22 protein-coding genes and 1 pseudogene are annotated in these 26,739 nt (G+C 29.7%); 18 read left to right on the top strand and 5 right to left on the bottom strand.

Annotation, left to right across the window (positions count from 1 at the left end):
• The first annotated feature begins 617 nt into the window (after positions 1 to 617).
• The 5 genes and pseudogenes from MUN68_RS10945 to MUN68_RS10920 all read left to right on the top strand — a co-directional run bounded on the left by MUN68_RS10945 (position 618) and on the right by MUN68_RS10920 (position 6,224).
• Positions 618 to 1,409 (top strand): DUF2971 domain-containing protein, encoded by a 792-nt coding sequence (locus tag MUN68_RS10945; RefSeq protein WP_249996256.1) that lies wholly within the window; start codon positions 618 to 620, stop codon positions 1,407 to 1,409.
• Positions 1,410 to 1,584: 175 nt separating this feature from the next.
• Entirely contained in the window at positions 1,585 to 1,965 is a 381-nt protein-coding gene (locus MUN68_RS10940; RefSeq protein ID WP_249996257.1) for a hypothetical protein, read from the top strand.
• The gene (locus MUN68_RS10935; RefSeq protein WP_249996258.1) at positions 1,958 to 4,246 is read left to right on the top strand and encodes an ATP-binding protein; all 2,289 of its coding nucleotides are present in this window, start codon (positions 1,958 to 1,960) and stop codon (positions 4,244 to 4,246) included. Before MUN68_RS10940 ends, MUN68_RS10935 begins: the two co-directional genes overlap by 8 nt.
• Before the next feature lie 234 nt (positions 4,247 to 4,480).
• Positions 4,481 to 4,606, top strand: a complete 126-nt coding sequence (locus tag MUN68_RS10930) for a hypothetical protein (protein WP_272792366.1) — start codon at positions 4,481 to 4,483, stop codon at positions 4,604 to 4,606.
• Between the two features lie 146 nt (positions 4,607 to 4,752).
• Positions 4,753 to 6,224, top strand: a pseudogene (locus MUN68_RS10920) (UvrD-helicase domain-containing protein).
• Positions 6,225 to 6,313: 89 nt separating this feature from the next.
• On the opposite strand, the gene MUN68_RS10915 reads toward MUN68_RS10920, so the two are convergent.
• Together MUN68_RS10915 and MUN68_RS10910 are read right to left on the bottom strand one after the other, a co-directional pair.
• Positions 6,314 to 7,162 carry an IS3 family transposase gene (locus MUN68_RS10915; RefSeq protein ID WP_249997590.1) on the bottom strand — a complete coding sequence of 283 codons (849 nt, stop codon included), beginning with the start codon at positions 7,160 to 7,162 and terminating at the stop codon, positions 6,314 to 6,316.
• Positions 7,108 to 7,566 (bottom strand): helix-turn-helix domain-containing protein, encoded by a 459-nt coding sequence (locus MUN68_RS10910; RefSeq protein WP_249997589.1) that lies wholly within the window; start codon positions 7,564 to 7,566, stop codon positions 7,108 to 7,110. The genes MUN68_RS10915 and MUN68_RS10910 overlap by 55 nt, the downstream gene beginning before the upstream one ends.
• Positions 7,567 to 7,644: 78 nt before the next feature.
• Between MUN68_RS10910 and MUN68_RS10905 the strand changes: the two genes are divergently transcribed.
• From MUN68_RS10905 to MUN68_RS10845, 13 genes are all read left to right on the top strand, one after another.
• Positions 7,645 to 7,911, top strand: a complete 267-nt coding sequence (locus MUN68_RS10905) for a 3'-5' exonuclease (protein WP_272792364.1) — start codon at positions 7,645 to 7,647, stop codon at positions 7,909 to 7,911.
• Between the two features lie 27 nt (positions 7,912 to 7,938).
• Positions 7,939 to 8,319, top strand: coding sequence for a 3'-5' exonuclease (locus MUN68_RS10900; protein ID WP_317134792.1), 381 nt, complete (start codon positions 7,939 to 7,941; stop codon positions 8,317 to 8,319).
• 147 nt (positions 8,320 to 8,466) lie between these two features.
• Positions 8,467 to 9,204 (top strand): ribonuclease HI, encoded by a 738-nt coding sequence (gene rnhA / locus MUN68_RS10895; RefSeq protein WP_249996500.1) that lies wholly within the window; start codon positions 8,467 to 8,469, stop codon positions 9,202 to 9,204.
• 380 nt (positions 9,205 to 9,584) lie between these two features.
• Entirely contained in the window at positions 9,585 to 10,193 is a 609-nt protein-coding gene (locus MUN68_RS10890) for a hypothetical protein (protein WP_249996501.1), read from the top strand.
• Positions 10,194 to 10,197: 4 nt separating this feature from the next.
• Positions 10,198 to 11,310 (top strand): hypothetical protein, encoded by a 1,113-nt coding sequence (locus MUN68_RS10885; RefSeq protein WP_249996503.1) that lies wholly within the window; start codon positions 10,198 to 10,200, stop codon positions 11,308 to 11,310.
• Between the two features lie 579 nt (positions 11,311 to 11,889).
• The gene (gene hsdR, locus MUN68_RS10880) at positions 11,890 to 14,259 is read left to right on the top strand and encodes an EcoAI/FtnUII family type I restriction enzme subunit R (protein WP_249996504.1); all 2,370 of its coding nucleotides are present in this window, start codon (positions 11,890 to 11,892) and stop codon (positions 14,257 to 14,259) included.
• Positions 14,259 to 15,689 (top strand): class I SAM-dependent DNA methyltransferase, encoded by a 1,431-nt coding sequence (locus MUN68_RS10875; protein ID WP_249996505.1) that lies wholly within the window; start codon positions 14,259 to 14,261, stop codon positions 15,687 to 15,689. Before hsdR ends, MUN68_RS10875 begins: the two co-directional genes overlap by 1 nt.
• A gap of 1 nt (position 15,690) precedes the next feature.
• Positions 15,691 to 17,424 (top strand): restriction endonuclease subunit S, encoded by a 1,734-nt coding sequence (locus tag MUN68_RS10870; RefSeq protein WP_249996506.1) that lies wholly within the window; start codon positions 15,691 to 15,693, stop codon positions 17,422 to 17,424.
• Positions 17,421 to 18,029, top strand: coding sequence for a nucleoside/nucleotide kinase family protein (locus MUN68_RS10865; protein WP_249996507.1), 609 nt, complete (start codon positions 17,421 to 17,423; stop codon positions 18,027 to 18,029). The genes MUN68_RS10870 and MUN68_RS10865 overlap by 4 nt, the downstream gene beginning before the upstream one ends.
• Positions 18,026 to 19,492 carry a DUF262 domain-containing protein gene (locus MUN68_RS10860; protein ID WP_249996508.1) on the top strand — a complete coding sequence of 489 codons (1,467 nt, stop codon included), beginning with the start codon at positions 18,026 to 18,028 and terminating at the stop codon, positions 19,490 to 19,492. Before MUN68_RS10865 ends, MUN68_RS10860 begins: the two co-directional genes overlap by 4 nt.
• The gene (locus MUN68_RS10855) at positions 19,492 to 21,339 is read left to right on the top strand and encodes a GmrSD restriction endonuclease domain-containing protein (RefSeq protein ID WP_249996509.1); all 1,848 of its coding nucleotides are present in this window, start codon (positions 19,492 to 19,494) and stop codon (positions 21,337 to 21,339) included. The genes MUN68_RS10860 and MUN68_RS10855 overlap by 1 nt, the downstream gene beginning before the upstream one ends.
• Before the next feature lie 24 nt (positions 21,340 to 21,363).
• Positions 21,364 to 23,295 (top strand): AbiJ-related protein, encoded by a 1,932-nt coding sequence (locus MUN68_RS10850; RefSeq protein ID WP_249996511.1) that lies wholly within the window; start codon positions 21,364 to 21,366, stop codon positions 23,293 to 23,295.
• A complete protein-coding gene (locus MUN68_RS10845) occupies positions 23,292 to 24,104 on the top strand; it encodes an HNH endonuclease signature motif containing protein (RefSeq protein WP_249996512.1) in 813 nt (270 codons plus the stop codon). Before MUN68_RS10850 ends, MUN68_RS10845 begins: the two co-directional genes overlap by 4 nt.
• 51 nt (positions 24,105 to 24,155) lie before the next feature.
• On the opposite strand, the gene MUN68_RS10840 is transcribed toward MUN68_RS10845, so the two are convergent.
• The 3 genes from MUN68_RS10840 to MUN68_RS10830 all read right to left on the bottom strand — a co-directional run bounded on the left by MUN68_RS10840 (position 24,156) and on the right by MUN68_RS10830 (position 26,709).
• Complete coding sequence (locus tag MUN68_RS10840; protein WP_249996513.1) at positions 24,156 to 24,581, bottom strand: hypothetical protein; 426 nt, start codon at positions 24,579 to 24,581, stop codon at positions 24,156 to 24,158.
• An 87-nt stretch (positions 24,582 to 24,668) separates the two neighbouring features.
• Complete coding sequence (locus MUN68_RS10835; protein WP_249996514.1) at positions 24,669 to 25,337, bottom strand: hypothetical protein; 669 nt, start codon at positions 25,335 to 25,337, stop codon at positions 24,669 to 24,671.
• Entirely contained in the window at positions 25,330 to 26,709 is a 1,380-nt protein-coding gene (locus MUN68_RS10830; RefSeq protein WP_249996515.1) for a tyrosine-type recombinase/integrase, read from the bottom strand. The genes MUN68_RS10835 and MUN68_RS10830 overlap by 8 nt, the downstream gene beginning before the upstream one ends.
• Between the last annotated feature and the right edge of the window lie 30 nt (positions 26,710 to 26,739).

Below are 26,739 nucleotides of genomic sequence, written 5' to 3'. Positions count from 1 at the left end.
ACTTTCATACTAGACTTTCACTGTTGTAGCGAGAACGAGATTTGAACTCGTGACCTCTGGGTTATGAATTTTAAAAAAAGAGCTTTTTTAAATCGTAATTGATTGATTTGAAATCACTTAAAAATTCATCGTATTCTTAATCGTGTTCCAAAACGTGTTCAGTTTTGTGTTCACTTGTTATTATAATAATTAGTAATTAATCGTAATCAAATATAAGTGAAAATTTTGATGTTTTTAATTTTTGAAGATTGAAATTTTAGTATATAATAGTAGCTTATATATTCTAACTGCTTGACAGCTAGAAATAAAATTCAAAAAATATTTTAACTTTTTATTGAATCCTAAAGTTTTTTTATATCTTTAAAAACTCCCTTTTATATAATTCTTGTTGACGCATAATAAAAAAAGAGGAACATAAAGTCTCTATCTCCTTTACTTAAAGAGGTGTAGAAAAAGTTTACTTATTTATAAGTTACCCTATAACTTATAAGCGTCATTATGTAAGAATTGATTAACAATATATTTTGAAATTAATTATGAAATAAAGAGTCGTCTTTTTAGTAATATTTGAAAGGATTTATGACTGTTTTATCCACATATAACACGTTAGCGAACATTTGAAACAAGAAATTATATTTAAGACTTTAGACCATATTGAATTTCCAGAAATTCTCTTTAAATATCGTGATTGGAATAATAAATTCAATAAGAGGTTTATTATTGAAAGAGAAGTTTTCATGGCTTCACCAAATCAATTCGAAGATAAGCTTGATTGCAAATCACCTGTTAGATACGATTTAATGTCAGCAGAACAAGCAAAATCAGTTTATACACGAATATCAAATTTAGACGAAAATTTAAGCCGACAACAAAAAAGGAAAAGAGTAAGAGAATTATTAGATAAAAAAGATTATTTGAATCCTGAATTTAATGAAAATTATCAAAAAAAATATTTCAAAGGCTATTTTGAAAGATTAGGTATTTTAAGTCTCACAGCAGAAAATTGTTTAGATTCAATGTGGGAAAAATATGCTAACAATCATTCTGGTTTTTGTGTAGGTTATAATTCACGAATACTATTTAATTTTCTTGGTGGTGGTGGAAAAGTTGAATATCCGAATGAATTGCCTATTTTATTACCTGATCCAATTATGAGTCGAGAAGAAATGAGATGGAAACAAGTTTATTACAAAGAAAAAAAGTGGGAATTCGAAAAAGAATACAGAACTCAAAAATTTTGGGAACATCCAGCAACAATGTCTGACAGACAAATTCCACTTCCAAAAGAAGCTTTTAATTGTATAATTCTAGGTAAGAATATGAATGAATCTGACAGAACTGAAATAATTAATTCGATTAGAAATAACATTGGAGATATTGAAATTAAAGAACATAAAAGTGTTTGCTAGCAACTTGTATAGCCAATGGCTTGGTTATCGTCTACTTGGAGATTCCGCAGGAATTTCCTCCGGTTCGTTTTCTTTTGCTAACTTAGTTAATGCCAAAGCAACAAATCATACTCGAAAAAAATGTGTTCAAGCTTAAAATCTGTACTGATTAACATAATTATAAAATCTAAAAACTATGAGGAATTCAATTCAAATAATAACACTTTTAATTTTTGTCCTTTTTCTTTGGGCAATTAGTGGCTATCTAATAATTTGTTATACTGATGATTTTGCAGTTAGAGGACAAATTGGAGATATGTTTGGTGCTGTTAATGCCTTATTTTCTGGCTTAGCATTTGTCGGATTGATTTACACTATTTTTCAACAACAAAAAGAAATAGAAAAAAACAGTTTGCATATTGCTAATTCACAAGACTTAAATACACTATCAGTTTTATTAACCATTTATTCTAAAGAAGAAGAAAAATACATTTCAACTGATAAAAAAAAATCTGAAATTGCAAGAATTAAAAAAGAAAATATTCTCGATATAATAGAATCAAAAAGAAATGAATAAAAGAGATTATAGTTTTAGTGTTTTCGAATCTACAATTACTTATGCTGTAGACGAGTATAGTGATGAAAACAGATTTAGTATCACGAAAGATATTGGTTTGAATGAAAGCACTTTTTTTTCTGAAATATATTTAAATAGAGTAAAAAAAGAACAACAATTATTAAAGGAAATAAGAAAAGATCAAGCTCAACTTGTAATTTTAGGAAATCCTGGCACAGGTAAAACTACAATTTTGCGAAAAGTACTACATAGTCTAGTAGAAGAAGGGAATATATATTCTTTATATATTGATTTTAAGAAAGTCACTGGAATCAATGATGAGTCCAATTCTAAATATGAATCACTATCAAATTTTATTCAAAAGTATTTAACAACAAAATTACAGTCGTATTTTAACACAATTAATATTACTGATAATACAATAGTAGATTTCCTGGTGGAACAATCAGATTATTTATATTCAGAAGACTTTGATAACCCTGAATTCATAACAATTTTTAGGAAGTTACAAAGTATCTTTGACTTTGATAAAAAAGTTAATTCACAAGAGAGCTTTATTGAATGGTTCCGCACGCAAAGAAATGAAAGTAAATCTGAAGAATTTAGAAGTTTATTTCTAAAGCTATCAAATTCATTAAAACCAAATAATTATTTTAGGTACATCTCATTTAAATTGGATAAGCAATGTGTTTTATCATTTGACAATGTTGATAGTATAATTGATAATTCAATTAGAGATGAGTTTTGTGTGTTTTTTCGAAAATATCAAAGCGTATTAAAATCTTCTGTAAAAAGTATAATTTCAATTCGTTCTAAAAATGTTTCAATTAACGGATTGAGTGATATAGGTTCGTATATAGTTCAAGAATTCTCAATAGACTACAAAGATTTCATTGATGAGGAAATATTTGATGACAAAGTAAAATTAATAATCAATCAAAATGGTTTTTGTTCAGCAGACCAAAAAGTAAAAATCGAAAGTGATTTACTAAAAACGGGAAAAGAAAAATTTGCAAAATCAATGTACGAACAACGAATTGATTTTATAAAAAAATATGTAAATTCTTCAACGACAGAAAAAGTTGAGTCACAAAATAAAAATGAAACAATTCATATTGAAAGTGTTAAAGAGTTAGAAAGTTATTCTAAATTATTATTGGATACCGAAAAATTAAGAGTCGCATTTTTAGATTTAAGTAATTATGACCGAAGAGAAATGCTCATTAACATAATCAATTTTATTTATTATCTTAAAGAAGAAATAAATTTAAAAATTGATTTGCTTAACTCAAATAGAGATAGACAACAATTCATTTTGGAATCATACTTTTATGGATGGTCTAATACTAAAGGTATATTTATACCTCAAGATATATATAACATACCTCAAGATGTTCAAAATTGGTTAGAAGGTAATAAAAACGCTCTTGATTGCAGTTTAGATCATCTAATCTTAATATCTATTTTTAATTTAAGTAAACAAACAATAGTTAGGAGCGATTTTTCGTTCGATAGAAAAACATACGTTTCGCTTGTTGTAAAAAATTTAGAAGATTTAGGTTATGATGAAGAAACTATCAAGCAGAGAATATTTTATCTTATTAAAGACTCTCATTTGAACTTTGACAAAGGTATAATCGAATTATCTCATTTTATTGATATCAATTCTTATAACGATATAAAACTTGAAGATGAAATATCAATTACACCAAGAGCTTATTATCTTATAAGTTATTCCCATTTGAAATTTATTAGTATTATTTCTCAAATGCGCTCAAGTAAGATTAAGGTAAATGGTTCACGATTTAATTTTAATGATATTCAACCTATTACTGTAAAAACTATTTATGCTTTTTTACGATTGTTAGCTCATATGGCTCATATGCATTTAAACGGACTAAACAGCATTAAAACTAAACTAATAAATAAAGGTTACAAAGATTGGTTTATCCATTATAGAAAAACGTTTTGTCTAAAGTCAAACGGACATTATACACCATTGAATGACGATAATCCGAATTTAATGTTCTTAAATATCTTGAATAGTTGCCAAATATTTTTAAAAAGAGAATTTCGAATCGAAGAAGATTATGAATACTTTGATTATAATAAAGGTATTAATAATAAGTTAGAATTATTAGAAGATTATTATATCAAGTCAGTTAAAGAAATATTAAATAACTCATTTACGGAAAAAAATGGAGAAGATTTAATTAAGGAATTTAACATTGATAGTCTTAAACACAACAAAGCAAAAAAAAATAGAGGTTTAGGCGCTTAAATGAACTATACTTAATAAAATACAAATCCATTATAGATTGAAAATTAGTACTTAAAAACCGGCTACTTTCAATATAAAATCCCGTTGTACACAATTGTGTAAATGAAATAAGTATCACATTTTGAATATAGAAGCAAAAGGAGAAACGAGTTCTGTTGTAACTTCAAAAAAAATGGATCTCTATTTGATAGGAATCAAGTAAAATCTGATACTTCAGGAGCTTTATTGGCAACTATGAAAGTTATTTCAAACATGCCAGTTGGAAAGAAAACAAAAGGCGGAATTGCATTACCAGATACTAAAGAACATAGAATTGTAATTAATAAAATTATTCCAGCTGCTAACAACGTGTATAATTAAACATTTATTCTTTGTATACTCGGAAAATCCTAGCGGGTTTTCCTCAGGTTCGTTTTCTTTTATTAACTTAGACCTAGTCAACACAACTAGTCATACAGGAACACGTTGGCAACAAATTTGGCAAATAACAGAAAAAAACACAATCTGTGCGAGAAACAAAAACTGATTTAAGCGGCCTTAATGAAAAACAAAGGCAAGCAGTTGTAAGCGAATGCAGAAGACTGTTAGTTTTAGCTGGCGCTGGCTCAGGTAAGACTAAAACATTACTTCAAAACTGATATATCTAATTGAAGAAAAAGGTGTTAATCCAAGCAATATTCTAGCAATTACATTTACAAAAAATGCTGCAAATGAAATGTTAGATAGGCTAATCATTTCTGCCGATGACACAGAAGAATATGCTGAGATACTTGTAGACAAAAATAGAAGCATAAAAGAGAAAGATACTGAACGTCATTTTTTTACGAAGAAATACAAATGGATTGATAACCTAACTTTAAGAACATTCCATAGTCTCTGTTATAGTATTCTCAGGAATTTTGGAGTAAATGAATTTGATAATAAATTCAAAATTATTGGTGAAAACAAAGCAACAAATGATGAATTTGCAAGATATTCTGCTACAGAAACATCTTTTGAAGTAATTCATAAAATACTTATAGAAAATTGTGAATCAAATAAGTATTTGCTCGATCTTAAGAGGTATATTTTGGATTACATGATTGACAAAATTCATGTTGAAAAAAGCAAACGGTTTTCATTACCTAAAGATGGCAAGTTTTATACAACATTGAATGGAACTAAAGTTCGTTCAAAATCGGAACAGTATATTTCGGATTGGCTTTATCGACATAGTATTAAATTTGAGTATGAGCCCAAGGTGAATTTTAGAGATTTTGACTTTCGACCAGACTTTTTTATTCCCGAAGCAAATCTCTACATAGAACACGTAAGTAATAAAAGTTATCCAACGAAAGGAAAAGAACAACAATTTAATGAAGCAAATAAACTTTTAGTTAAAACCTTTGAGCATCAAACTAAAGATACAGCTCTTTTTAATTTGGTATTAGAAAGGATTGTAAAAAACCGACTTCCTTCAAATTATCACTTTTCAACTGCCTTATCATTTGAAGAAGAATTTAGCACTTATCATAAGGAAGTAAAGGATTTTTTACGCCAAACAATGAGAGTAGTTGATATGTTTAAAGTGGAAAACATTCCTACGCAAACTGTGTTGAATGAATCTCAAAAAGACCAACACGAACGTGTAAGAGATTTTTACAAACTAACTATTCCTATTATTGAACAATATCAAGCATATTGCACAAACAAATCATATTTGGACTTCAATGATATGATTACCAAAACCATTTCACTCTTTAAAAACCATTGTGAAATAGTAGAGAAATTTAGAAAAAAATACGAATATATCTTAGTAGATGAATTTCAAGATGTAAACAACTTGCAGGTTGAATTAATTAAGCTTTTACTTTCAGATAAAAATCAACTTTTCTGTGTTGGTGATGATTGGCAAAGTATTTATGGCTTTAGAGGTTCTAATGTAGATTATATAGTCAACTTTAAAGAACATTTCAAAGATTGTATTATACTGAAATAGGTTGACCTTTTTTATTTATTATTTCGACGTTCAAAAGATTTTTTTCAGCCGTTTATAAGGCAAAAAAATAGTTTGAACTAGGTCTGTTTTTAAATCGTTAGTTCAGGTAAATTTACATTATTTTTTCGATAGGATTTGTATTTGATGTTTGGATTTAAATGGACTTCGGCAGGTTTTCTTAGATCCAGGCTAAAATGCGTTCTCAGATTGTTATAAATATATACAGCTTGCTCGGTCATTTTTTGAGCTAGGTCAGTGTTTTTAATGGTTTGTTTTAATCCGTATTCATATTTAAGAGTTCTATTAATGCGTTCGGCAATAGCATTTTCATAAGGGTCGTATTGCTCGGTCATACTCAAGGTAATTCCATTGTTTTCAGCAAACTCGGTGTATTTTGGGTTACAGTATTGAAACCCTCTGTCAGAATGATGAATAAGTTTATGACTGGGATACTTTCTATTTTTAATAGCCATAGCGAGGGCATCTGTGCAAAGTGATGTTCTCATATGATTATCTATTTTGTAGCCCATAATTTGCTTAGAATACGCATCAGTTACGATTGCTAAATAATTATGACCGTCTTGGGTTTTAATGTATGTTATATCACTTACCCATAGTTGTTCTGGTCGAGTAGGAACGTGGTCTTTTACGATATTTTTGTATTTTCTGTACATGTGATTAGAGTTTGTGGTTGTGATGTAGTTTTTGCGTTTAGGAACCAGTAAATTATAATACCTTAAAAAGCGATAGAATTTGTCTCTACCAATTTTAATATCATCGTTAATAAAGTCTTGTTTAAGTTCAGTATGTAGTTTTATTCCACCAGTTTTGGAGCCTACTTTTTTACGGTAGTCTTTAACCATTTTAATAAGTTTTTGATGGTCTATTTCTTGTTTTTGTTGGGCTTTGAGTCTTTTGTAGAAGGCTTGTTTAGATATCCCAAAACATCCATAGAGCCATTTTCTTTTATACGCTGTTTTTTCTTTAGCTCTATCTCTTTTGCTAATGTTTTGGGTAATGACTTTTTTGACATATCGACTCCTGTAATGAGTTCCATATCAGCAATGATATCTTGCTGAAAGTCTTTTTGAAACTCTAGTTCTTCAATCTTTTCCTTAAGTTTTTTAATTTCCTTGTCTTTACTCATACCATTGTTTTGTTGTACTAAGGTACTGTATTTTCTCAACCAATAGGTAATGGTAGTTCTCGGAACATCATACTTTTTAGATGCGAAGTTGGTAGATACTTGACCGTTTAAGATTTGGTCAACAACTAAAAGTTTGGTTTCTAAAGTTACTTTTTGATAGCTTTTTTTTCGCCAGTGTTCATTTTGTGTTTTCATAAGTGACTATAATTAAGTGATTAATTTTTAGTCAACCTATTTCAGGAAAGTTCAGATTCAGAAACAATTAAGTTGAGTATGAATTACCGAAGTACTGAACATATTGTCGGAGCAAGTAATGAGGTTATTAAACATAATAAATTTAAAGTAGATAAAGACGTCAAATCCAATAAAAAATCCAGTAGTAAAATACATATCTACTCAGGGAAAGATCAATCTGAAAACTTAGAATATGTTCTTAACCAAGTGAATCAATTAAAAAATAAAGGTTATAATAAAGAGGATATATTGTTTCTTTATCGAAGAACCAAAATGTATAGTCCATATTTTGAACGATTTAAATAAGAAGGAGTATTTGTTTCTGGGAAGACTATTCACGCTTCTAAAGGTTTAGAAGCTAAAGCTGTTTTTATAATTGGACTTACCCAAGGTGCGGGAGGATTTCCTGACATTTGGATGGAGGATAGAATTTATCAAGTGATAAAAGAATCAAATCACGATATGTTACTTGAAGAAGAAAGACGACTTTTTTACGTAGCAATTACTAGAGCGAAAGATGAACTATTCTTGATAACAGAAAAAGGAAATGAATCTAGTTTTTTAAAAGAAATTCCAGATGATTTCACTTTCAAAACAAATGTTCCTTTTAAATCAGTAATAGAAGAAATAACACTATGTTCAGAATGTAGTAACAGGTTAGATGAAGGTTTTGCCTTTTGTCCATATTGCGGAGATGAACAGAATTTAGATTAAAACCATTTGCCAAAAACAGGTATAGATCATTACTCTGAAATTCCTATCTGAAGTTATAACACTACTGAACAATGGTTTAGTTTTAATTGCTAACTTGGTAATACCGTTATGAAACCATCGAACACGTTAGCAAACACATGAGCAACCATGAAAGAATGGACAGAAATTCCAGATATTGAACTCTTTTCAGATGGAGGAGCTTCACCAAATCCAGGTAAAGGTGGTTTTGGAGTTATATTGTCGTACAAAGGAAGAAGAAAAGAGTTTTTTAAAGGTTATGAATTAACTACAAATAACCGAATGGAATTAATGGGAGTAATTTTTGGTCTTGAACAACTAAAAACTAAATCTAATGTTCAGGTTTTTACCGATTCAAAATATGTGATTAACGGAATTACAAAGGGCTGGGCTGAAAAATGGAATAAAAATGGTTGGCAAAGAAAAAAGAATGTACCAGCAATTAATAGTGATTTATGGAATAGATTATTAAATGTGATATCTGAACATAATGTTGAATTTAATTGGATTAAAGGTCATTCTGGACATCTAGAAAATGAAAGGTGTGATACTCTTGCAAATAATGGAATAAACTCAAAAGAACTCATTGAGGACATTGGATATGAACCACAAGAAGTTGATAGTGAACAAACTTCTTATTCTAATAGGACATATACCGAAAAAAGTAAGGTTAAAATAGAAAACGTAGGGGACGAATGCAGAAAATGTGGTGAATCTGTAATAAAAAAGAAACCAAAAAAAAGAAAAATTAAAGCAAACCAATCATATTATTATGAATACTATTTATTTTGTCCATCTTGTAAAACAATGTATATGACAGAAGACGCAAAAAGAGAAATCATTAATGAAAAAAAATTATTTGAATAATAATAATAATAAGATTGCCACCAACGTGTATAATCAATTACTTAATTACCCAATCTTTAATGTACAGATTAAAAAAGTGACTAACACCTTCTTAATAGAATAACGTTAGGTATAAAAAAAGCTTAGCAAAGTCCCTTTTCAACAAACTGTTAATATCTTTTCAATCAACCCATTACATTTTTCATTATATTTAGATACTTCTATAATTGAGCTACTTAAGCTCATGAGGTTTAATTAATGTTGTTGACACCAACGATGTACACAAATAATGACACTGTGTATACCTTTAATTAATCGCATAACAATGTACCCTATATTGGGTATAGATCTACTTGTATGTGCTTGATGTTAGGTTAGCAATTAACTAAACCAATCATATTATGAAAAACTCATTAAAATTTATTGCAATTATTTTATTAATCCAGTTATCTGGATGTGCATCTGGAGTAGTCAAATTAAAAGGTGATACAACCGCTGGGTATATTCCAAATAGAATAAGTACAATTGATCCCAAAGGCTCATTTGGTACTTCTTATTTCGATGTTACAAAAAGAGTTGGTATATCAAGTATTTATATCGATAGCATATATAAAGTCAAATATCTAGCAGAAGAACAACCCGACGCTGGATTATCTATAATTAAAGAATTAACTGCTAATTTAAGTGCTAATAAAGGAAGTGATCTAACTGCAACCGCAGATATTACTAAAAATATCACAAAAAGTTTAGAGCAGATAACTTTAAAATCATATTCCTTAAATATCTTAAGAAGCGGATTGTATAGATTAAACGAAGCAGCTTATAATAATTTTATAACAAAAGACGAGTACAAAGTATTGTTTGAAGAATTAATAAATACTACTAAGGAATTACAATTACAAGAATTACAATTAATGGATAAAAAATCAGAAAATGATGATATTGATGATTCTGAAAATGAGGAGGATGTAAAAGAGAAGGAAAGTGAAATCGAGACTAAAGAAAATTAAAAGCATGAAAATCAGTAAATTAACAATTGCGCTTCCAATGATGTGCTTGATAAACTCTTTTGTAATAGCACAGAATGATACTTTAATTTCAAGAGATAAAATTGATTTAAAACAAATCAAACATGAAGAGACCATTTATAATATTTTACAAAAATCATGGATTGCCAATCAAGAAGTATCTTATTTATCAATATTACCATTAGTATCTTCAGTATCAGATCGAAGAATCCCATTAATAAATGGGGAAGGTAATAGTAGTAATAATTATTTAATGGAGGCAAACATAAATTTAAGCTTCCCATTATTTTTTGGAAGAAATACAGGATATCAAAGTTATAAAAGAAATAAGATCACTTTTGATTATAATGGTACTTTTCGAATGACTTTAGACGATTCAAAACCGCTTACTCCTGGTAATAATAAAGTAGGGTTTAGTTGGTATTTATCTTTATATAATAATTACACAGGATGGGTGTTTGGGAAAGATCAAACTCCAGAAAACCAAATGATTAATTCAAAAACTGAAAATTTAAAATTTGTAAATACTCTTTTAAGAGTACATCATTATAGTAATGGGCAACCTCCTGGGTTTTATTACTATCCAGATGATAATGATTTAACTTCATATAGAAATTCATATTTAGATGGTGATTTTTCAACAAATTATATTTATCTAGAGGCTACTAAAGGGACTTATGTTAAGTCAATAGGGTCTTTACGTCAAATTAGTTTAGGTTATAGATATGATTTTGGAGATGACACAAGTGCTTTAGCATATTCTAAAGAGCAAGAAGATACTTATGGGAGGCACAGAGTTTTGTTAAAGTATGATTATAGAACAAAAAGATTAGCAAAAAGATTTGAACATCATGCTAGAATTGATTTTGAATATATTTTGGATAATTTAGATAAGTTTAGTCCAAATTTAATTAATGACAATAATAAATATCGTCTAGGAGTAAAGGGGCTATTCGAAATTGCTCCTAAGAATCATAGAGCAATTGGTTACTTTATTTCTGCTTATTATGGTAGAGATTATTTAAATATTAGATATGATGATATTATATATTCAATTCAAACAGGTATTACTTTAAGTCTTGATAAGTTTAGCTTTTAATAAATTAAATTGTTTTATTAGATTTCTAATCTAATAAGGAATATCAGATGTCCATTAAATACATTAGTAAAAAGCATATAATAACTCATAGTAGCCATTCTTAAAAGTTTGGGCTTTTCAAAATATGACTCTAACTTGTGGTTTATTAAGTCCGTTTGGCTGTGAGACGAGAAGGGAATAAGCGGATTACTTCTAAAAAAATAAGCAAAGTGCAGCCATTCGTGAAACTTAAACATTAGACAAGTGTTATAAAGCGGGTGTCATTATCTATCTTGAAAGTGGAGGCATTCGTAAACGAATAAATTATAAGGAAGACTAACAAATAAAGACACCAAAGCCATCGCCTTGAAGGATACAGTCCAATAGGAACTACACTTTATTATGGAGCGCCTTGAAAATAAATCTCTGCATCGCAAATCAAAGGTAATAATTTTAGTGTTTTCCTTTTGCTTAATTCTTAAAGTTTCTATCTTTAAACTCTCCCTATATAATTAATTAGATTGTTGACACTTTTAATAATTAATTTATGATTGTATGATATCAATTATCATTTAATCGTACGAATATTTTTAGCTTTAAATGAATAAAAAAGACCTCTCAGAAAGAGATATATGCACAAAGTTTATCAATCCAGCTATTCAAAAAGCAGGATGGAATATGAGAACTCAGGTAAGAGAGGAAGTCTCTTTTACAGATGGTAGAATCATTGTTCAAGGAAACCTCTATACTAGAGGGAAAAATAAACGAGCAGATTACATTCTATATTATAAGTCTAATATCCCAATTGCAATTATTGAAGCTAAGGACAATAAAAAAGCAGTTGGTCATGGTATGCAACAAGCTTTAGAATATTCCGAAATTTTACAAATTCCATTTGTGTTTACTTCTAATGGAGATTCTTTTGTCTTTCATGATAAAACAAGAACAGACGGAACTTTAGAAGAAGAGTTAACTTTAGATAATTTCCCTTCTCCTGAAACTCTATGGAAGAAGTATTTAAAGCATGCAAATATTGAAACTCCAGAAGCTCAAGAAATTGTGCAAAAGGATTATTACGCAGATGATAGCGGAATGACGCCAAGGTATTACCAACAAAACGCAGTTAATAGAACGTTAGAAGCTGTTGCTAAAGAGCAAAATAGGATTATCCTAGTTATGGCAACAGGAACTGGAAAAACCTATACTGCATTTAATATAATTTGGCGACTATGGAAAACAGGAGTGAAGAAGCGTATTTTATTTCTTGCAGATAGAAATGCTTTATTAACACAAACAAAGAATGGCGACTTTTCTCCTTTCGGAAATGATATCATGCACATTATTAAAAACCGAAAGATTGACAAATCCTATCAAATATATTTCGCATTGTATCAAGGCTTAACAAGTACAGACGAGGATAAAAATGCGTACAAAGAATTTAGTCCAGATTTTTTCGATTTAATAGTTATTGACGAGTGCCATAGAGGAAGTGCTTCAGAAGCTTCAGCATGGCGAGATGTGTTAACATATTTTAGTTCAGCTACACAAATTGGATTGACAGCAACGCCAAAGGAAACTAAAGATGTTTCTAATATGGAATATTTTGGAGAGCCTGTTTATACATATTCATTAAAACAAGGAATTGATGATGGCTTTTTAGCGCCTTATAAAGTCGTAAGAATCACAACAAATGTAGATGATGGCTGGAGACCAACTGCTGGCTTGAGAGACAAGTATGGTAATGAGGTGGAAGATCGTATCTATAACCTTAAAGATTACGATAGAAAATTAGCAATAGATGAACGAACACAAGTTGTAGCACAAAAAATTACTGAATACTTAAAAGCAACAGATCGCTTCGCCAAAACTATTGTATTCTGTGTAGATATTGACCATGCTAACAGAATGCGACAAGCTTTAATAAATGAAAACGCTGATCTAGTTGCTAAACATTGGAACTATTGTGTTAAGATAACTGGTGATGATGAAGTTGGAAAACAGGAGTTAGATAACTTTACAGATGTTGAAGAACGTTTTCCAGTAATTGCTACAACGTCTAAAATGCTAACAACAGGTATCGATACTAAAATGGTAAAGTTTATTGTTTTAGAATCCAACATTCAATCGGTTACAGAATTTAAGCAAATTATAGGTAGAGGAACTCGCATTAGAGAGGCTGAAGGTAAAGTCTATTTTACTATAATGGATTTCAGAAAAGCTACTAACATATTCGCTAGACCAGATTTTGATGGAGATCCCGTTCAAATCTATGAGCCTGCTCCCAACGAACCAGTAGTTCCGCCAGATGTTATTGACCCAACAGAACCAGATATTGGAGATCCAAGTAAGCCTGATGTTTTTAAGCCAACAACTCCAGACATAACTATTGATGGAGAAGACGACGAAGTAAAAAAATACTACGTCAATCAAATACCTGTTTCCATAGTTAATGAACGCGTACAGTATTACGGAAAAGACGGTAAGTTAATAACAGAATCTTTAAAAGATTATTCTAGAAAAAATATAACAAAAGAGTTTGCTTCTTTAGACGATTTTATCCAACGATGGAACGACTCAGAAAAGAAAGAAGAGCTCATAAAAGAACTAGCCGAACATGGTGTGTTGTTAGAAGCTCTTCGTGAAGATGTTGGTCAAGATTTAGATGCATTCGATTTAATCTGCCACATTGCTTTTGATCAACCTGCTTTAACACGACAAGAACGTGCAAACAATGTTCGTAAGCGCAATTACTTTTCTAAGTATAGTGAAACAGCACAAAAGGTTTTAAATAGTTTATTAGATAAATACGAAAAAGAAGGCATTGTGTCTATAGAACAAGGTTCTGTACTCAAAGTACAACCTTTAAGCCAAATGGGTTCTCCAGTTGAATTGGTAAGAGCATTTGGTAAAAAGAAAGATTTTGAACAAGCGATTAAAGAATTAGAAAACGAAATATACAATATAGCTTAATGAGTAACATAACAACAAACATAAAAGGCATACGCGATATCATGCGTAAAGACACTGGAGTAGATGGAGATGCACAACGTATCTCGCAAATGGTATGGATGCTTTTTATGAAAATATTTGCCGATAAAGAAGAAGAATGGGAAATTACCATAGACGATTACCAATCGCCAATTCCCGAACACTTAAAATGGCAAAATTGGGCAGCTGATGATGAGGGCTTAACAGGCGATGCTTTAATGGAGTTTATAGAAACTGAACTATTTCCAGCTTTAAAAGAACTGGATATTACATTAAGTCCACAAGCTAAAATTATACGTTCTGTTTTTGATGATACGTATAACTTTATGAAAAACGGAACACTCTTCCGTCAAGTCATAAATGTGATTAACCAAATAGATTTTAACGACTCTAAAGAAAGCCACGTATTTAACGATATTTACGAAACCATATTAAAAGACCTACAATCTGCAGGTTCTTCAGGTGAGTATTACACACCAAGAGCTGTAACGCAGTTTATGGTAGATATGATTAATCCGCAATTAGGCGAAAGTGTATTAGATCCTGCTTGTGGTACAGGTGGTTTTTTAACTTGTACTATAGATCATGTTAGAAACCAAGTAAAAGGACATAAGGAAAGAGACGTATTACAAAAATCGATACGTGGTATAGAGAAAAAACCATTACCACATTTACTGTGTACCACAAATTTAATGTTACATGGTTTTGATTTGCCAGCCGTACGTAGAGATAATTTGTTAAGCAAACCCTATGCAGATTGGGGAGCCAAAGACAAGTTAGATATTATACTCTCTAATCCACCTTTTGGAGGAGTAGAAGCAGATGGTACCGAAACCAACTTCCCTAAAAAGTTTAGAACCAAAGAAACAGCCGATTTATTCTTAGCCTTGATTATTAAGCTATTAAAAAATAACGGTCGTTGTGCTATTGTATTACCAGATGGTACCTTGTTTGGCGAAGGGATGAAAACACGGCTAAAAGAAGAGTTACTAGATAAATGTAACTTACATACCATAGTGCGTTTACCAAATGGTGTTTTTAACCCATACACAAGTATTAAAACCAATTTATTATTTTTTGAAAAAGGAACACCAACTAAAGACGTTTGGTATTACGAGCACCAATACCCTAAAGGAGCCAAAAGTTATAACAAAAGTAAACCCATTAACGTTAAAGAGTTTGATGTTGAAAAAAAATGGTGGAACAAACGTGTGGAAAATGAATACGCTTGGAAAGTATCTATTGAAGATATTAAAAAGCGTAACTACAATCTTGATATTAAAAATCCACACCAAGAAGCAGATACTTTAGAAAGTCCAGAAATACTATTAGAAAAATTCAGAACTACAGAACAAAAAATTTCTAGCATACAAGACGAAATTATAAATGTATTAACCGAAGCTTTAAAGTAATATGCAACTACTACAACACTTTAAAGAATTAACCATTCGTCCTAAAAATGCCGAAGAATTAAAAGGATTGATTTTACAATTGGCAATTCAAGGTAAATTGACTGCAGATTGGAGAGCAAAAAATAAAGGTTTTGAACCTGCTTCAGAATTATTAAAACAAGTATCATTAGAAAAAGAAAACCTTGTTAAACAGAAGAAGTTTAAAAAAGATAAAGCTTTACCAAAGATTTCAAAAGAAGAAATACCTTTTGGAATCGCTAAAACTTGGGTTTGGACAAGACTTGGAGAAATCGGTACAACAAATGTAGGGTTGACTTATAAACCTGCGCATAAAAATGAAATTGGAGTTCCTGTATTAAGGTCTTCAAATATTCAAGAAGGAGAATTGTGTTTACAAGATTTGGTAAGAGTTAATACTGATTACAGAGAAAAAGATATTATAGAAGAAGGTGATTTACTTATTTGTGCTAGAAACGGAAGTAGGAGACTTGTTGGAAAATGTACAATAATTGGACAGATTGATGAGATTATGGTTTTCGGTGCGTTTATGGCAATTTTCAGGTCTAAATTCAATCCTTACTTGCAATTATTTATACAATCGCCTCAATATAGGTCAAAGTTAGATGGAGTTGAAACCACGACAATAAATCAAATAACACAAGGGAATTTAAAAGCTACAGCCGTTCCACTTCCACCAGTAGAAGAACAAAAAGAAATCGTAAAAGTAGTAGAAACCCTTTTTAAAGAAGTAGAGCAATTAGAGCAATTAACGGTAGCTCGTATTGGGTTAAAAGAAGATTTTGTTACGTCTGCATTAAACCAACTCACTACCATTAATGCTAAACAAGAATGGACTTTTTTACAAGACCATTTTAAAAGTTTCTTTAATGAAACAACCAACATTAAAAAATTACGAGAAGCGGTTTTACAATTAGCAGTACAAGGTAAATTGACAGTAGATTGGCGAGCAAATAATCCAGATACAGAAGATGCTAGCCAACTATTAAAGCGCATACAAAAAGAGAAAACGCAACTGATAAAAGACAAAAAAATAAAAAAGGAAAAAGCCTTGCCACCAATTACCAAAGATGAAATTCCTTATGATTTACCTGTTGGTTGGGTTTGGTGCAGGATGCAAGAAATAGGATTATTTGAAAGAGGTAAATCAAAACATCGTCCAAGAAATGATTTCAGATTATTTAGTGATGGTAAATATCCACTCGTCCAAACAGGTGACGTTTCTAGTGCAAAAAAAAATGGAGGCATTATTAATACTCATAAATCCCTTTATAATAATTTTGGTTTAGCTCAAAGTCGAATGTGGGACAAAGGAACTTTATGTATTACAATAGCTGCAAATATTGCTGAAACTGGTATACTAGGTTTTAACGCTTGTTTTCCAGATAGTGTTGTTGGGTTTACAGAAATAATAGATAATGGAAATTCTTTAGCTAGTTATGTTGAGTATTTTATAACAATTATGAAATCGGATTTAGAAAAGTTCGCGCCTTCAACTGCTCAAAAGAATATAAACTTAGGAATTTTATATCAACTTAAATTTCCACTTCCACCACTAGAAGAACAAAAGGCCATTGTAAAGAAAGTAAATGCTTTAATGGGTTTATGTGATAGGTTGGAGCAAGAAGTACAACAAAGCCAAGCACATAGTGAGATGATGATGCAGAGTGTTTTGAGGGAGGTTTTTGAGAAGGAAAGTAAAACGGTTGCGGTATGAGTTATAATATAGTTTTGATTGGAGCAATGGGTGTTGGGAAAACTACTATTTCAAAAGTGATTTGTGATGATAATGAAGCGTATTCAATTTTTGATTCTGATATAGAGAAACAGGTTTTAATTAACCAAACTAAAATTGATAGCAATCAATATGAAACATTATTGACTAATAATAGTTGGACAAAAGCGAATGATTATGCTCGGTCTTTCTTAAATCCTGATCACTTAAGAACTATTTTAGAAAAAGCTGGTACTAATCACATTATTAATATTGGAGGAGATTTAATCGATTGGAATAATTCAAAAGATTTTGAGAGTTGTCAAAAGATTTTAGAAGAATATCCTAATGTTATACTGTTATCTTACTCTAATGATATTATGGAAAGTTACAATGAATTATCAGAAAGAATAATGAATCGACCAAATCATGATAGTAATGAGGTTTTACAGGAGCAAGCTGATTATAATTTTCGTTTTATTAAAAGTAAATTGTTTAATAAGGTTGCAAGGCATATCATTGAAATAAAAGGAAAATCAAAAATAGACATAGCAAATGAAATAATTGCAATACTAATTGATTCAATGCCTAAAACGGATGAGGTTTGAGTGAAAAAGAAAAAACAATACACGCCGAAATAAAAAAGGTAAGTGCTGTATTAAATCAAGATTTACAAATACCAGTTTATCAACGCCCTTATCGTTGGCAACCAAAAAATGTAGCGCAGCTACTAGAAGATATTTATGGTAGTTGGCAGCAAGTAAAAAGCGCTTATAGAATTGGGAGTGTTATTTTATACGAAAATACAACGGATAGAAAAGAGGGATTTAAAATTATAGACGGACAACAACGTATAACTACGTTAATCTTAATTTTATGTCAGTTAGCCTCTCCAGAAGCTATAGCTTTATCTAAAAACCTAAAGTTTAACCATAGTGATTCCGAAAAATGCATTCGTACTAATAACGAATTTATAGCCTATTGGTTACAAGAAAATGTAGCACAGGAAAAAGCAGATTTTTTAAACTATATAACAAAGTTTTGCGAATTTGTTGAGGTGCGAGTAACTAAACTTTCCGAATCTTTTCAAATGTTCGATTCGCAAAATAGTAGAGGTAAAACTTTAGAGCCTTATAATCTCTTAAAAGCCTACCATATTAGAGCAATGGAAGACGAACAAGCTACCGATGCAGATAAAATGAATAGTGACCGTAGATGGGAAAACGCCACGCGTTTTGTTATAGATCCTTTAAATACAAAAGAGACACCACAAGATGTTTTAAAGCAGTTGTTTAATGAACAATTGTATAGAACCAGAATTTGGAGTAAAAAGCAAGCCGCATTTGGTTTTAGTAAAAATACTATTGTTGAGTTTAAAGGACACACCATTAAGTATAAAGAAGAAATGGAATACCCGTTTCATAATAGTAACTTATTGCATTCGGTTGCACTAAATTATTTTAACGGTTTACAAGTTCAGGTTAAAGGAATGAAATCTCGTTTTAACCAAAAACACCTATCTAACGTTAATGATTTTGTCTCTATTAATCAGCCAATTTTAAATGGTAAGTCTTTTTTCGATTATATAGAGTCTTATGTAGAGATTTACAAGCAACTTTTTATCCATAAAGACGATACTTCTTTCTTAAAAGCATTTAAATGTTTTTATGAAAAGCAATGTCATTATCCTAAAAGTTATAGAACAGGAGATCAATATTTAAGAGAGCTTTATAAATCGCTTATCATTTTACTATTTGATAAATACGGAGAAGAAGGCGTAAACAAATATTATAAAGTATTGTATGCCGTTGTATATCGTTTACGATTAGAAAAACAGCAAGTAAAATATGCTGCGGTAGCTAAGTATCCATCAGAAATGGAAATCTTTTCTATCATAGAACAAAGTAAAAACTATTTTGAATTAAGAGCACTTAATGAAATGGCACAAAAGGATATTGTTTGTGCGAAAGTAGAAGATGTTATTGTTTATTTCTTTAAAGGATTGAAGGTTAAAATTAAAAAAGCAGAAAAAGTTAAAATAGATTTATCAAAATTTAATCTTGATAGTTAATGGGAGTAAAGGATTTAAATAAAAGTATTCGCGAAATTTTTCAGTCTAATTATGTAGTGCCTTTGTACCAAAGAAATTTTGCTTGGACAGATGACGAAATACACCAATTACTAAGGGATATTTACGAGAACTATAATAAAGACCCAAAAGGCTTTTATTTTATAGGAACATTAGTCGTTTTAAAAAGAAAAAATGGAGATTTTGAAGTCATTGACGGTCAGCAACGATTAACTACACTTTCATTAATTGCTAAAAAACTAGATACCAGTTTACACACCTCAAAACTGCAATACGATTCTAGACCAGAAGTGGAGAGTTTTTTAAGCACTTATTACCAAAGAGGAGAAGTTGTTACAACAACCACTAATCATTTAGTTTCTCATTTTAATGAAGCTATTGAATATATAGAAACAGTAGATTTAAAAATAAAAGCACCTAATGAAACACTAAAGTTTATAGATTTTTTAAAAATGGATGCTATAAGTGGTTTTAAAGACTATTTTTTTAACCAAGTACAGTTAGTAAAAGTAGAAATACCTTCAGATATTGATGTTGCTCATTATTTTGAGGTTATGAATAATAGAGGAGAACAATTAGAAGAACATGAAATAATAAAAGCGAGACTTTTAGATAAGATTCAAACTAATAAAAGTGGTACAGCTCAATTTTCAAAAATATGGGATGCTTGTTCACAAATGAATCAACCAATACAGCGATTATTCAAAAAAGATAGAGCAGGTTTTTTTGGTAAAAACTTTAATAGTTATCATTTTAAGGCTGATGAAGACATCAATGAAGATGGTACTAAAGACACTTCTTTAAGTATCCATCAGATTTTATCTGGAGAATCAATTTTAGATACAGAGGAAAGTAACGATATAGATCAGAAAGAAGACTTTGAGTCTATTATCGATTTTCCTAACTTTTTAATGCATGTTTTAAAATTATACTTTGAAGATGATGAGGCTTTAAATATTCCTTTAAATGGTGATGAGCTATTAAAGTGGTTTGAAGACTTAGAGGATCAAATAGATCCATTGGAATTTATTGATTTTCTATTGTATTACAGAGTTGTTTTCGACCGATTTATAGTAACGGTTATTGAGGATGAAAAATCGGAAGATAATTCTAAATGGATTTTGCATAAGCCAGAAATGTATTATTACAAAAAAGGCAATAAAAAATATAAAAAGCTACAATATAAGAACACTTTTTCTGCATTTCAAGAGCCTATAATTAAATGTCTTTCTATGTTGCAAGTAACGTTTAGAACAAAGAAGTACAAAAATTATTTACAAGAAATACTAAGTTGGTTTACTGATGTAGAAGATTTAGAAATAGAGTCTAAAGACTTCTTAACAAAATTAAATGCTTTGGTAATTAATACATTTAATGATAATAGAAATTATGATAATCTAGTAAAAGAGCCGCATTATAATGAAGGCACAAGTACGCCACATTTTCTTTTTAATTTTATAGATTATTTATATTGGACAGAATGCCCAAACGAATATAGTTTTGAGTTTAAATATAGAAATTCAGTAGAACACCATTTACCACAATCATACAGAAATAAAGCGAATGCAGATGTTTTAGATTGTTTAGGGAATTTATGTTTAGTTAGTAAAAGTGGAAATTCTAAAATGAATGACGAATCTCCAAAAGGAAAAGCAGATAAAACAGGAAAATATTATAAAGCAAGTTTACCAGCAAAACAATTAATAATATATAACAAGACTAATTTAAAACATAAATGGGGAAAAGAAGAAATTCTAAATCATTATTACGATGTTTTAGGTTTATTAGCAAGAAAAGAAGAAATATTGAAAGCTTCATTAGATAAATAGAACTATATATTTCATATTAATTAAATGATAAAATACACTAAACAGTTAAAGTCTAAACTTTTTAATTTAATAAATAAAAACCCTAACGCTTTTAATGTAAAAGATGATGGTGATGGATGGGGTAATAATGGGATTATAAATTTTTTAAATAATATATGGGATTTAAAAGGGCTTCCTAGAGTTTCGAATGATGATAAATGGACAAGTGCTTATGACGATGCTGTTCAACATCTAGTAAATAATGAGGATTGGACTTACGAACAAACATTCATTGATTATTTCAAATTATTAGAAAATGATGAGGGCTTTACTAAGTTTTTAGAAACTTTAGTTCATCCTGATTTCAGAAATGACTTGCAGGAAATAGAATTGTTTGTGACTCTGATTAATGTTGAATTAGCGAGTATTAATTACACTTTGGCTGTTTCAGACTATAAAGAGGATTTACCTATTTATACTTTAAGGGAAAGTAAGCAAAATGATCATGTTCATATATTAGAGAATGAAATACCATTTGTAGTAGGTCATCATATCAACGAATATCCATATTTTTATTTACAAATAAATGATTGGGATGACTATGGAAGCGAAACTACCTTTAGATTGTTTTATTATAAGGGTATTGATGATCTTGAAAAAATAGGAGATGTAAAAATAACAAATGGTGAAAGTGATAAAACCAGAGAAGTAATAGATAAAGAATTTACATCTTTAAAGAATTCATTTTGTTCACTTGGTCAAGAAGATGAATATTATGAAAATCTTAAAAGAATTTTTAATCACAAATTGCCAAGTATTTTATATGCCCTAAAGGACGCTGCATATTTTATTGAAATTAATGATAAATTTTCCTCTAACAGCATATATAAGTATTCTTTAATAAGAGGAGATTATGCTGAGCAACTTTCAAGAAGCATTAGGTATGTTTTAGAGGGAAGAAGTCTTGATGACAAATACAGTTTTACTTATAGTTTTACACCTAATTACTCATCTACTCCTATAGAGATTGATTTAAAATTCAACGACACTTTAGAGTTCTCAGATAGAATTTTTGCTGTAATTGGAAAAAATGGAGCAGGTAAAACGCAACTAATTACAAATTTACCATTAGATATTTCTGAATCAAAAGAAGAGTCTTTTGAACCTCATAAACCAATATTCAGTAAAGTTATAGCTGTTTCTTATAGTGTGTTTGACAATTTTAAAAAGCCCAATCAAAAAGTTGATTTCAACTACGTGTTTTGTGGTTTATTGAATGATGACAAAAGTTTTCCTTCGAAAACAGAGAAGAACCAAAAAATTCTTGAAGCATATGGTAAAATAAAGTATCATAATAGAATTGAAAAATGGAAACAGATTTTATCAAAATTTATAGATGAAGACGTTTTAAATGATGTTTTTGTTATAAACGAATCACATGGAAATGGCGATGATAATGAGTTTGTGATAAACGAAGGTAGGTTTATCATTAATATTGATAAATTAAGCTCAGGTCAAAGTATCATGCTAGAAATAATGACGAAAATAATAGCAAATATTAGATTCGATTCATTAATTCTATTTGATGAGCCAGAAACGCATTTACACCCAAATGCAATTTCTCAACTTATAAGTTCAATTTATGAATTAGTCGAATCATTTGATTCGTATTGTTTGATAACGACACATTCACCAATAATCATTCAAAACATATTTGGAAAGAATGTCTATGTTATGGAGAAGGATAATAATACCCCTTTTTTGAGGAAGATTGGTGTTGAAAGTTTTGGAGAGAACCTTACGGTATTAACGGAAGATGTTTTTACGAATAGAGATATAGATAAGCATTATAAAGTAATACTCGATAAAATGATTGAGAATTATCATAACTATGAGTTTATTGTTAAAAAAATCGAAAATGAAAACATGCCTTTAAGTTTAAATGCGAAACTGTATCTAAAAAGTAAATTGTTGTGAAAAACATTAAGGTTTATTCAGGTGATGCATTAGACTTCTATAAAGATTTAAGAAAAAGTCTAAATACAGGAGAAACAAAAAAGAATTTGCTTGCTAATGAAGATATTATTTTAGAAAAATTTACTGATTACAAGCAAAAGTTTGATGATAACGATTTATATTCTTTAAATCCACATGGATTTGATGGAGAAGTTAAAACAAATCTTTTGAAGCTATATTCTTCTGAACGAAAAGCATTAATTGAATTAAAAAAAACTTTAACCACGAATGAGTTTGAGCAGAGAATAAATACGTGTCCTAATTGCACAATAGATAATGTGTCTTCTTTGGATCATTTTATACCTAAAGAGGAGTTTCCTGAGTTTTCTGTAAATCCAATAAATTTAATTCCATGTTGCACAATATGTAATTCGAAGAAAAAAGATAAATGGAAAAATGACAGTAGCCTATTATTTATAAATTTATATTCTCATATAATACCTTTAACCCAGTATTTATTTGTAGATATTACATCTAAAACAGAGTTTGAATTTAGGATAGAAAATAGAACAGGTATTGATAGTGATTTATTTGAAATAATAAAAAGTCATTATGGTCAATTAGGTTTACTTGAGCGTTTTAGAGAAAATTCAGATGGAGTTATTTCAGAATTAGATATTTTAATTTCATCATTTAAGCGTTTAATTAGTGATGACATAGTGCTTTTTAAAGAAATTAGTAATCATTATTCAACAAAAGAAGCCATAGATGGCATTAATAATTGGAAAATAGTACTTATTAAAGCAATGATTAGTAGTCCTGTGTATTAAATTTAAAATTACATCTTTCTTATGAAAGATTCAATAATGCCAAATTTATTATCATTTAAAATAAACCACAACACCCTCAACCATATCATAATAAGGATGCCTACCTAATGCATTTGGCGCCAAATTGGTAATCAAATGGTATCTACTATTTAGCTTTTCTAACAGTAAAGTTAGATCTCCTTTTGTAGCAGGCTTATTTTGTTCTTTAGTAAATAAAGCTTTTAACGCATCAGCTGCTAAAGTTCCAACTGCCGCATTTCCAATTCCTGTAGTCGACATTTTTTCTTTTGAAGGAGTAGGAGTGTTATTTGATAAAGATTCTTCTATTGATTTTGTAGCTAGAGCTTGCGACTTTGTTTTTCGAGCATGATACGCTTTAGACCGACAAGAATTACAACAATATACTTGCACACGACGTCGTTTTGGCTCAAATTCCTTAAAACAGTACTTACAATTGTATAATTCTTTTTCTTCCATTTAGCGCAAAATAAACGTTTGTTTTACGCTAAATTAGTGTTTTTACACTAGATAATATAATATTTCAATAAAAATTGAATTTAAAACTTACAATTCAACATTAAATACGGTTTGCAATAAAAAGAGATCAATATCCTCATCTTTGATAGACGCTTTGCTCTTTTGTAATGGTGTTAGCGTTTCTTTTTTTGAACTATTTTTGTTTTTAAAAATGTTGTTTTTTACTTCAGAAGTAGAGAATGTTGATTCTAAATTTTTGATAACATCAATCGTATCAAAATGACGATCCTCATTCTTTAATTGAAAATGTTGGTCTATTTGTAAGCTATGTGCAGCGAAATTTTGAGCTTGAAATTTGAATGCGTTAGCCAAAGTCTCGTCAATATCATGAAAGAACTTATTAATATGATTGTACATCCAAGAGGTAATATGTAGATGACACTTCAGGTGTTCTTGATAATCGTTTAGAATAATGTCAAATACAGCTTTGTTTAATGTAGTTTTCGCCTCTAATAAACTTAATAGATTGTTTTTTAAATCATCTTTTTTATTTAGAACCTTAAAAAGAATAATCTTACCTAAATTTGATGTCCTAATTTTAGTCTTGTCTTCGTAAAATACAATAGTGTCATATTCGTCTTTGGGAATAATGCCTTTAAATTCTGAATTTTCAACCATCGCATACATCGTACTAGGAATATAAAAGATATAGTTCTTAGAGGTGTTTTCAATTAAGGTTGCCGAGATATCAGTCATTGTCAAAATGTTTAGAATAATCGTTAGGCAAAGTAGCATCAACACCTCTTAAATATTTTTCAAGGGCATCCATTGAATTATGTCCTGTAATATTCATTAATTCACTTTTAGCAGCATGTGGTGATGACCCTTTTAGTAATGATTTGTATAATATGGTAATGAAAGTATGTCTAAAACTGTATAAGGTCTGATTCTTATCTAAATTAAAATGATCTTTTACAACCGTTCTATAGCGTTTAGAAAAGTAGGTGCTTTTATTTGTATCAGTAGTATTCCATTTACCTCCAATCTTTATAGGTGTGAATAAATAAAATTCAGGATCTAATTTTGATAAATCAGGAAGTTCATCAATTATTTTCTTCGGAATTAGTTTAGTTTTTAATGGACTGTTTTTGGCTTTAAACTGCATTGTTTTGTCTTCAAGATTGATATCTTTTATTTTTAATCGACATACTTCAACAGGTCTTAAAAAATTATAGCTAATAAACTTTATATACAGTAGGAGTAATGGGTCTTCTTTTTTTAGATATTCAAAAATCTTTGTATGCTCTTTTGTTGAATAAGACTTGTTCCGTTTTGGAATACTTCTTAAGGCATTGATTTTTTTGATTGGATTGGATGGGATAAGTTCATTATCCTCCAATACCTGAAATAAACTACTTAAATTAAGTCTATAATTATTTCTATTTCTAGCACTTGATCTGAGTAGTACTGCATTTAAAAAATCTAAAGCAGCTTTTTTATCAAACTGATTAATTGTTTTTAGTTTAGGGCGATTTTCTTTAATCCATTTAACCAATGCATTGGTTGTGTATTTATAATCTATATGTGATCTAGGGCTAATTTCCTTTTCTTTGATTTTTAAACTGAAGTCTAAGGCTTCTCTAAGCGTCATACCAGAATCATTAGTATCAACGTCTTCTATGGTTTTAGTCGTGCTATTAGTTTCAACTTTGTTAACAGTTGTCTTGGGATATTTAATTTGCGGAAGGAGTTCTTTTTTAGAACTGTCTTGAGAACCGTTAGCTGTGCCTTTCTTAATTAATTTAGACTTGTAGAGTTCCGTATTATTAAAAGATGGATTATAACCTTCCTGAAGCAGTTTTAAAAGCCGTCTGCGATAACGAGATAATAGAGCTAAACGATCTTCTTTATTTTTAAAAGAATTAGCATTTCCGTAAATATTTTTTTGTCGTTTTAGCTTTTTGGTCTCAGGGTCTCTAAATGAGAAATATACATACCAACGCTTCGATAAATCGCCGTTAGCGGTATAAATTTTTGGAGCCGAAAAATCTTTTTTGTGTGACAAATCGTGTTCTGAATCGTGTTCTAAATCATATTCAAAGGTAATGACTTTATTTAATGTAAGCATAAAAAAACGGTTTAGAGTGAACTAAACCGT

Origin of the sequence: Psychroserpens ponticola (assembly GCF_023556315.2) — a bacterium.
GTDB lineage: Bacteria > Bacteroidota > Bacteroidia > Flavobacteriales > Flavobacteriaceae > Psychroserpens > Psychroserpens ponticola.
This window is presented reverse-complemented; position numbering and strand designations above follow the sequence as displayed.

Bases quoted from the DNA above. Each gene is read 5' to 3' on its own strand.
- MUN68_RS10940 (WP_249996257.1), top strand. From the start codon at position 1,585: ATGAGGAATTCAATTCAAATAATAACACTTTTAATTTTTGTCCTTTTT.
- MUN68_RS10850 (WP_249996511.1), top strand. From the start codon at position 21,364: ATGATAAAATACACTAAACAGTTAAAGTCTAAACTTTTTAATTTAATA.
- MUN68_RS10930 (WP_272792366.1), top strand. From the start codon at position 4,481: ATGAAAGTTATTTCAAACATGCCAGTTGGAAAGAAAACAAAAGGCGGA.
- hsdR (WP_249996504.1), top strand. From the start codon at position 11,890: ATGAATAAAAAAGACCTCTCAGAAAGAGATATATGCACAAAGTTTATC.
- MUN68_RS10840 (WP_249996513.1), bottom strand. From the start codon at position 24,581: ATGGAAGAAAAAGAATTATACAATTGTAAGTACTGTTTTAAGGAATTT.
- MUN68_RS10905 (WP_272792364.1), top strand. From the start codon at position 7,645: ATGAATTACCGAAGTACTGAACATATTGTCGGAGCAAGTAATGAGGTT.
- MUN68_RS10870 (WP_249996506.1), top strand. From the start codon at position 15,691: ATGCAACTACTACAACACTTTAAAGAATTAACCATTCGTCCTAAAAAT.
- MUN68_RS10935 (WP_249996258.1), top strand. From the start codon at position 1,958: ATGAATAAAAGAGATTATAGTTTTAGTGTTTTCGAATCTACAATTACT.
- MUN68_RS10830 (WP_249996515.1), bottom strand. From the start codon at position 26,709: ATGCTTACATTAAATAAAGTCATTACCTTTGAATATGATTTAGAACAC.
- MUN68_RS10855 (WP_249996509.1), top strand. From the start codon at position 19,492: ATGGGAGTAAAGGATTTAAATAAAAGTATTCGCGAAATTTTTCAGTCT.
- MUN68_RS10890 (WP_249996501.1), top strand. From the start codon at position 9,585: ATGAAAAACTCATTAAAATTTATTGCAATTATTTTATTAATCCAGTTA.
- MUN68_RS10865 (WP_249996507.1), top strand. From the start codon at position 17,421: ATGAGTTATAATATAGTTTTGATTGGAGCAATGGGTGTTGGGAAAACT.
- MUN68_RS10875 (WP_249996505.1), top strand. From the start codon at position 14,259: ATGAGTAACATAACAACAAACATAAAAGGCATACGCGATATCATGCGT.
- rnhA (WP_249996500.1), top strand. From the start codon at position 8,467: ATGAAAGAATGGACAGAAATTCCAGATATTGAACTCTTTTCAGATGGA.
- MUN68_RS10885 (WP_249996503.1), top strand. From the start codon at position 10,198: ATGAAAATCAGTAAATTAACAATTGCGCTTCCAATGATGTGCTTGATA.
- MUN68_RS10835 (WP_249996514.1), bottom strand. From the start codon at position 25,337: ATGACTGATATCTCGGCAACCTTAATTGAAAACACCTCTAAGAACTAT.
- MUN68_RS10910 (WP_249997589.1), bottom strand. From the start codon at position 7,566: ATGAAAACACAAAATGAACACTGGCGAAAAAAAAGCTATCAAAAAGTA.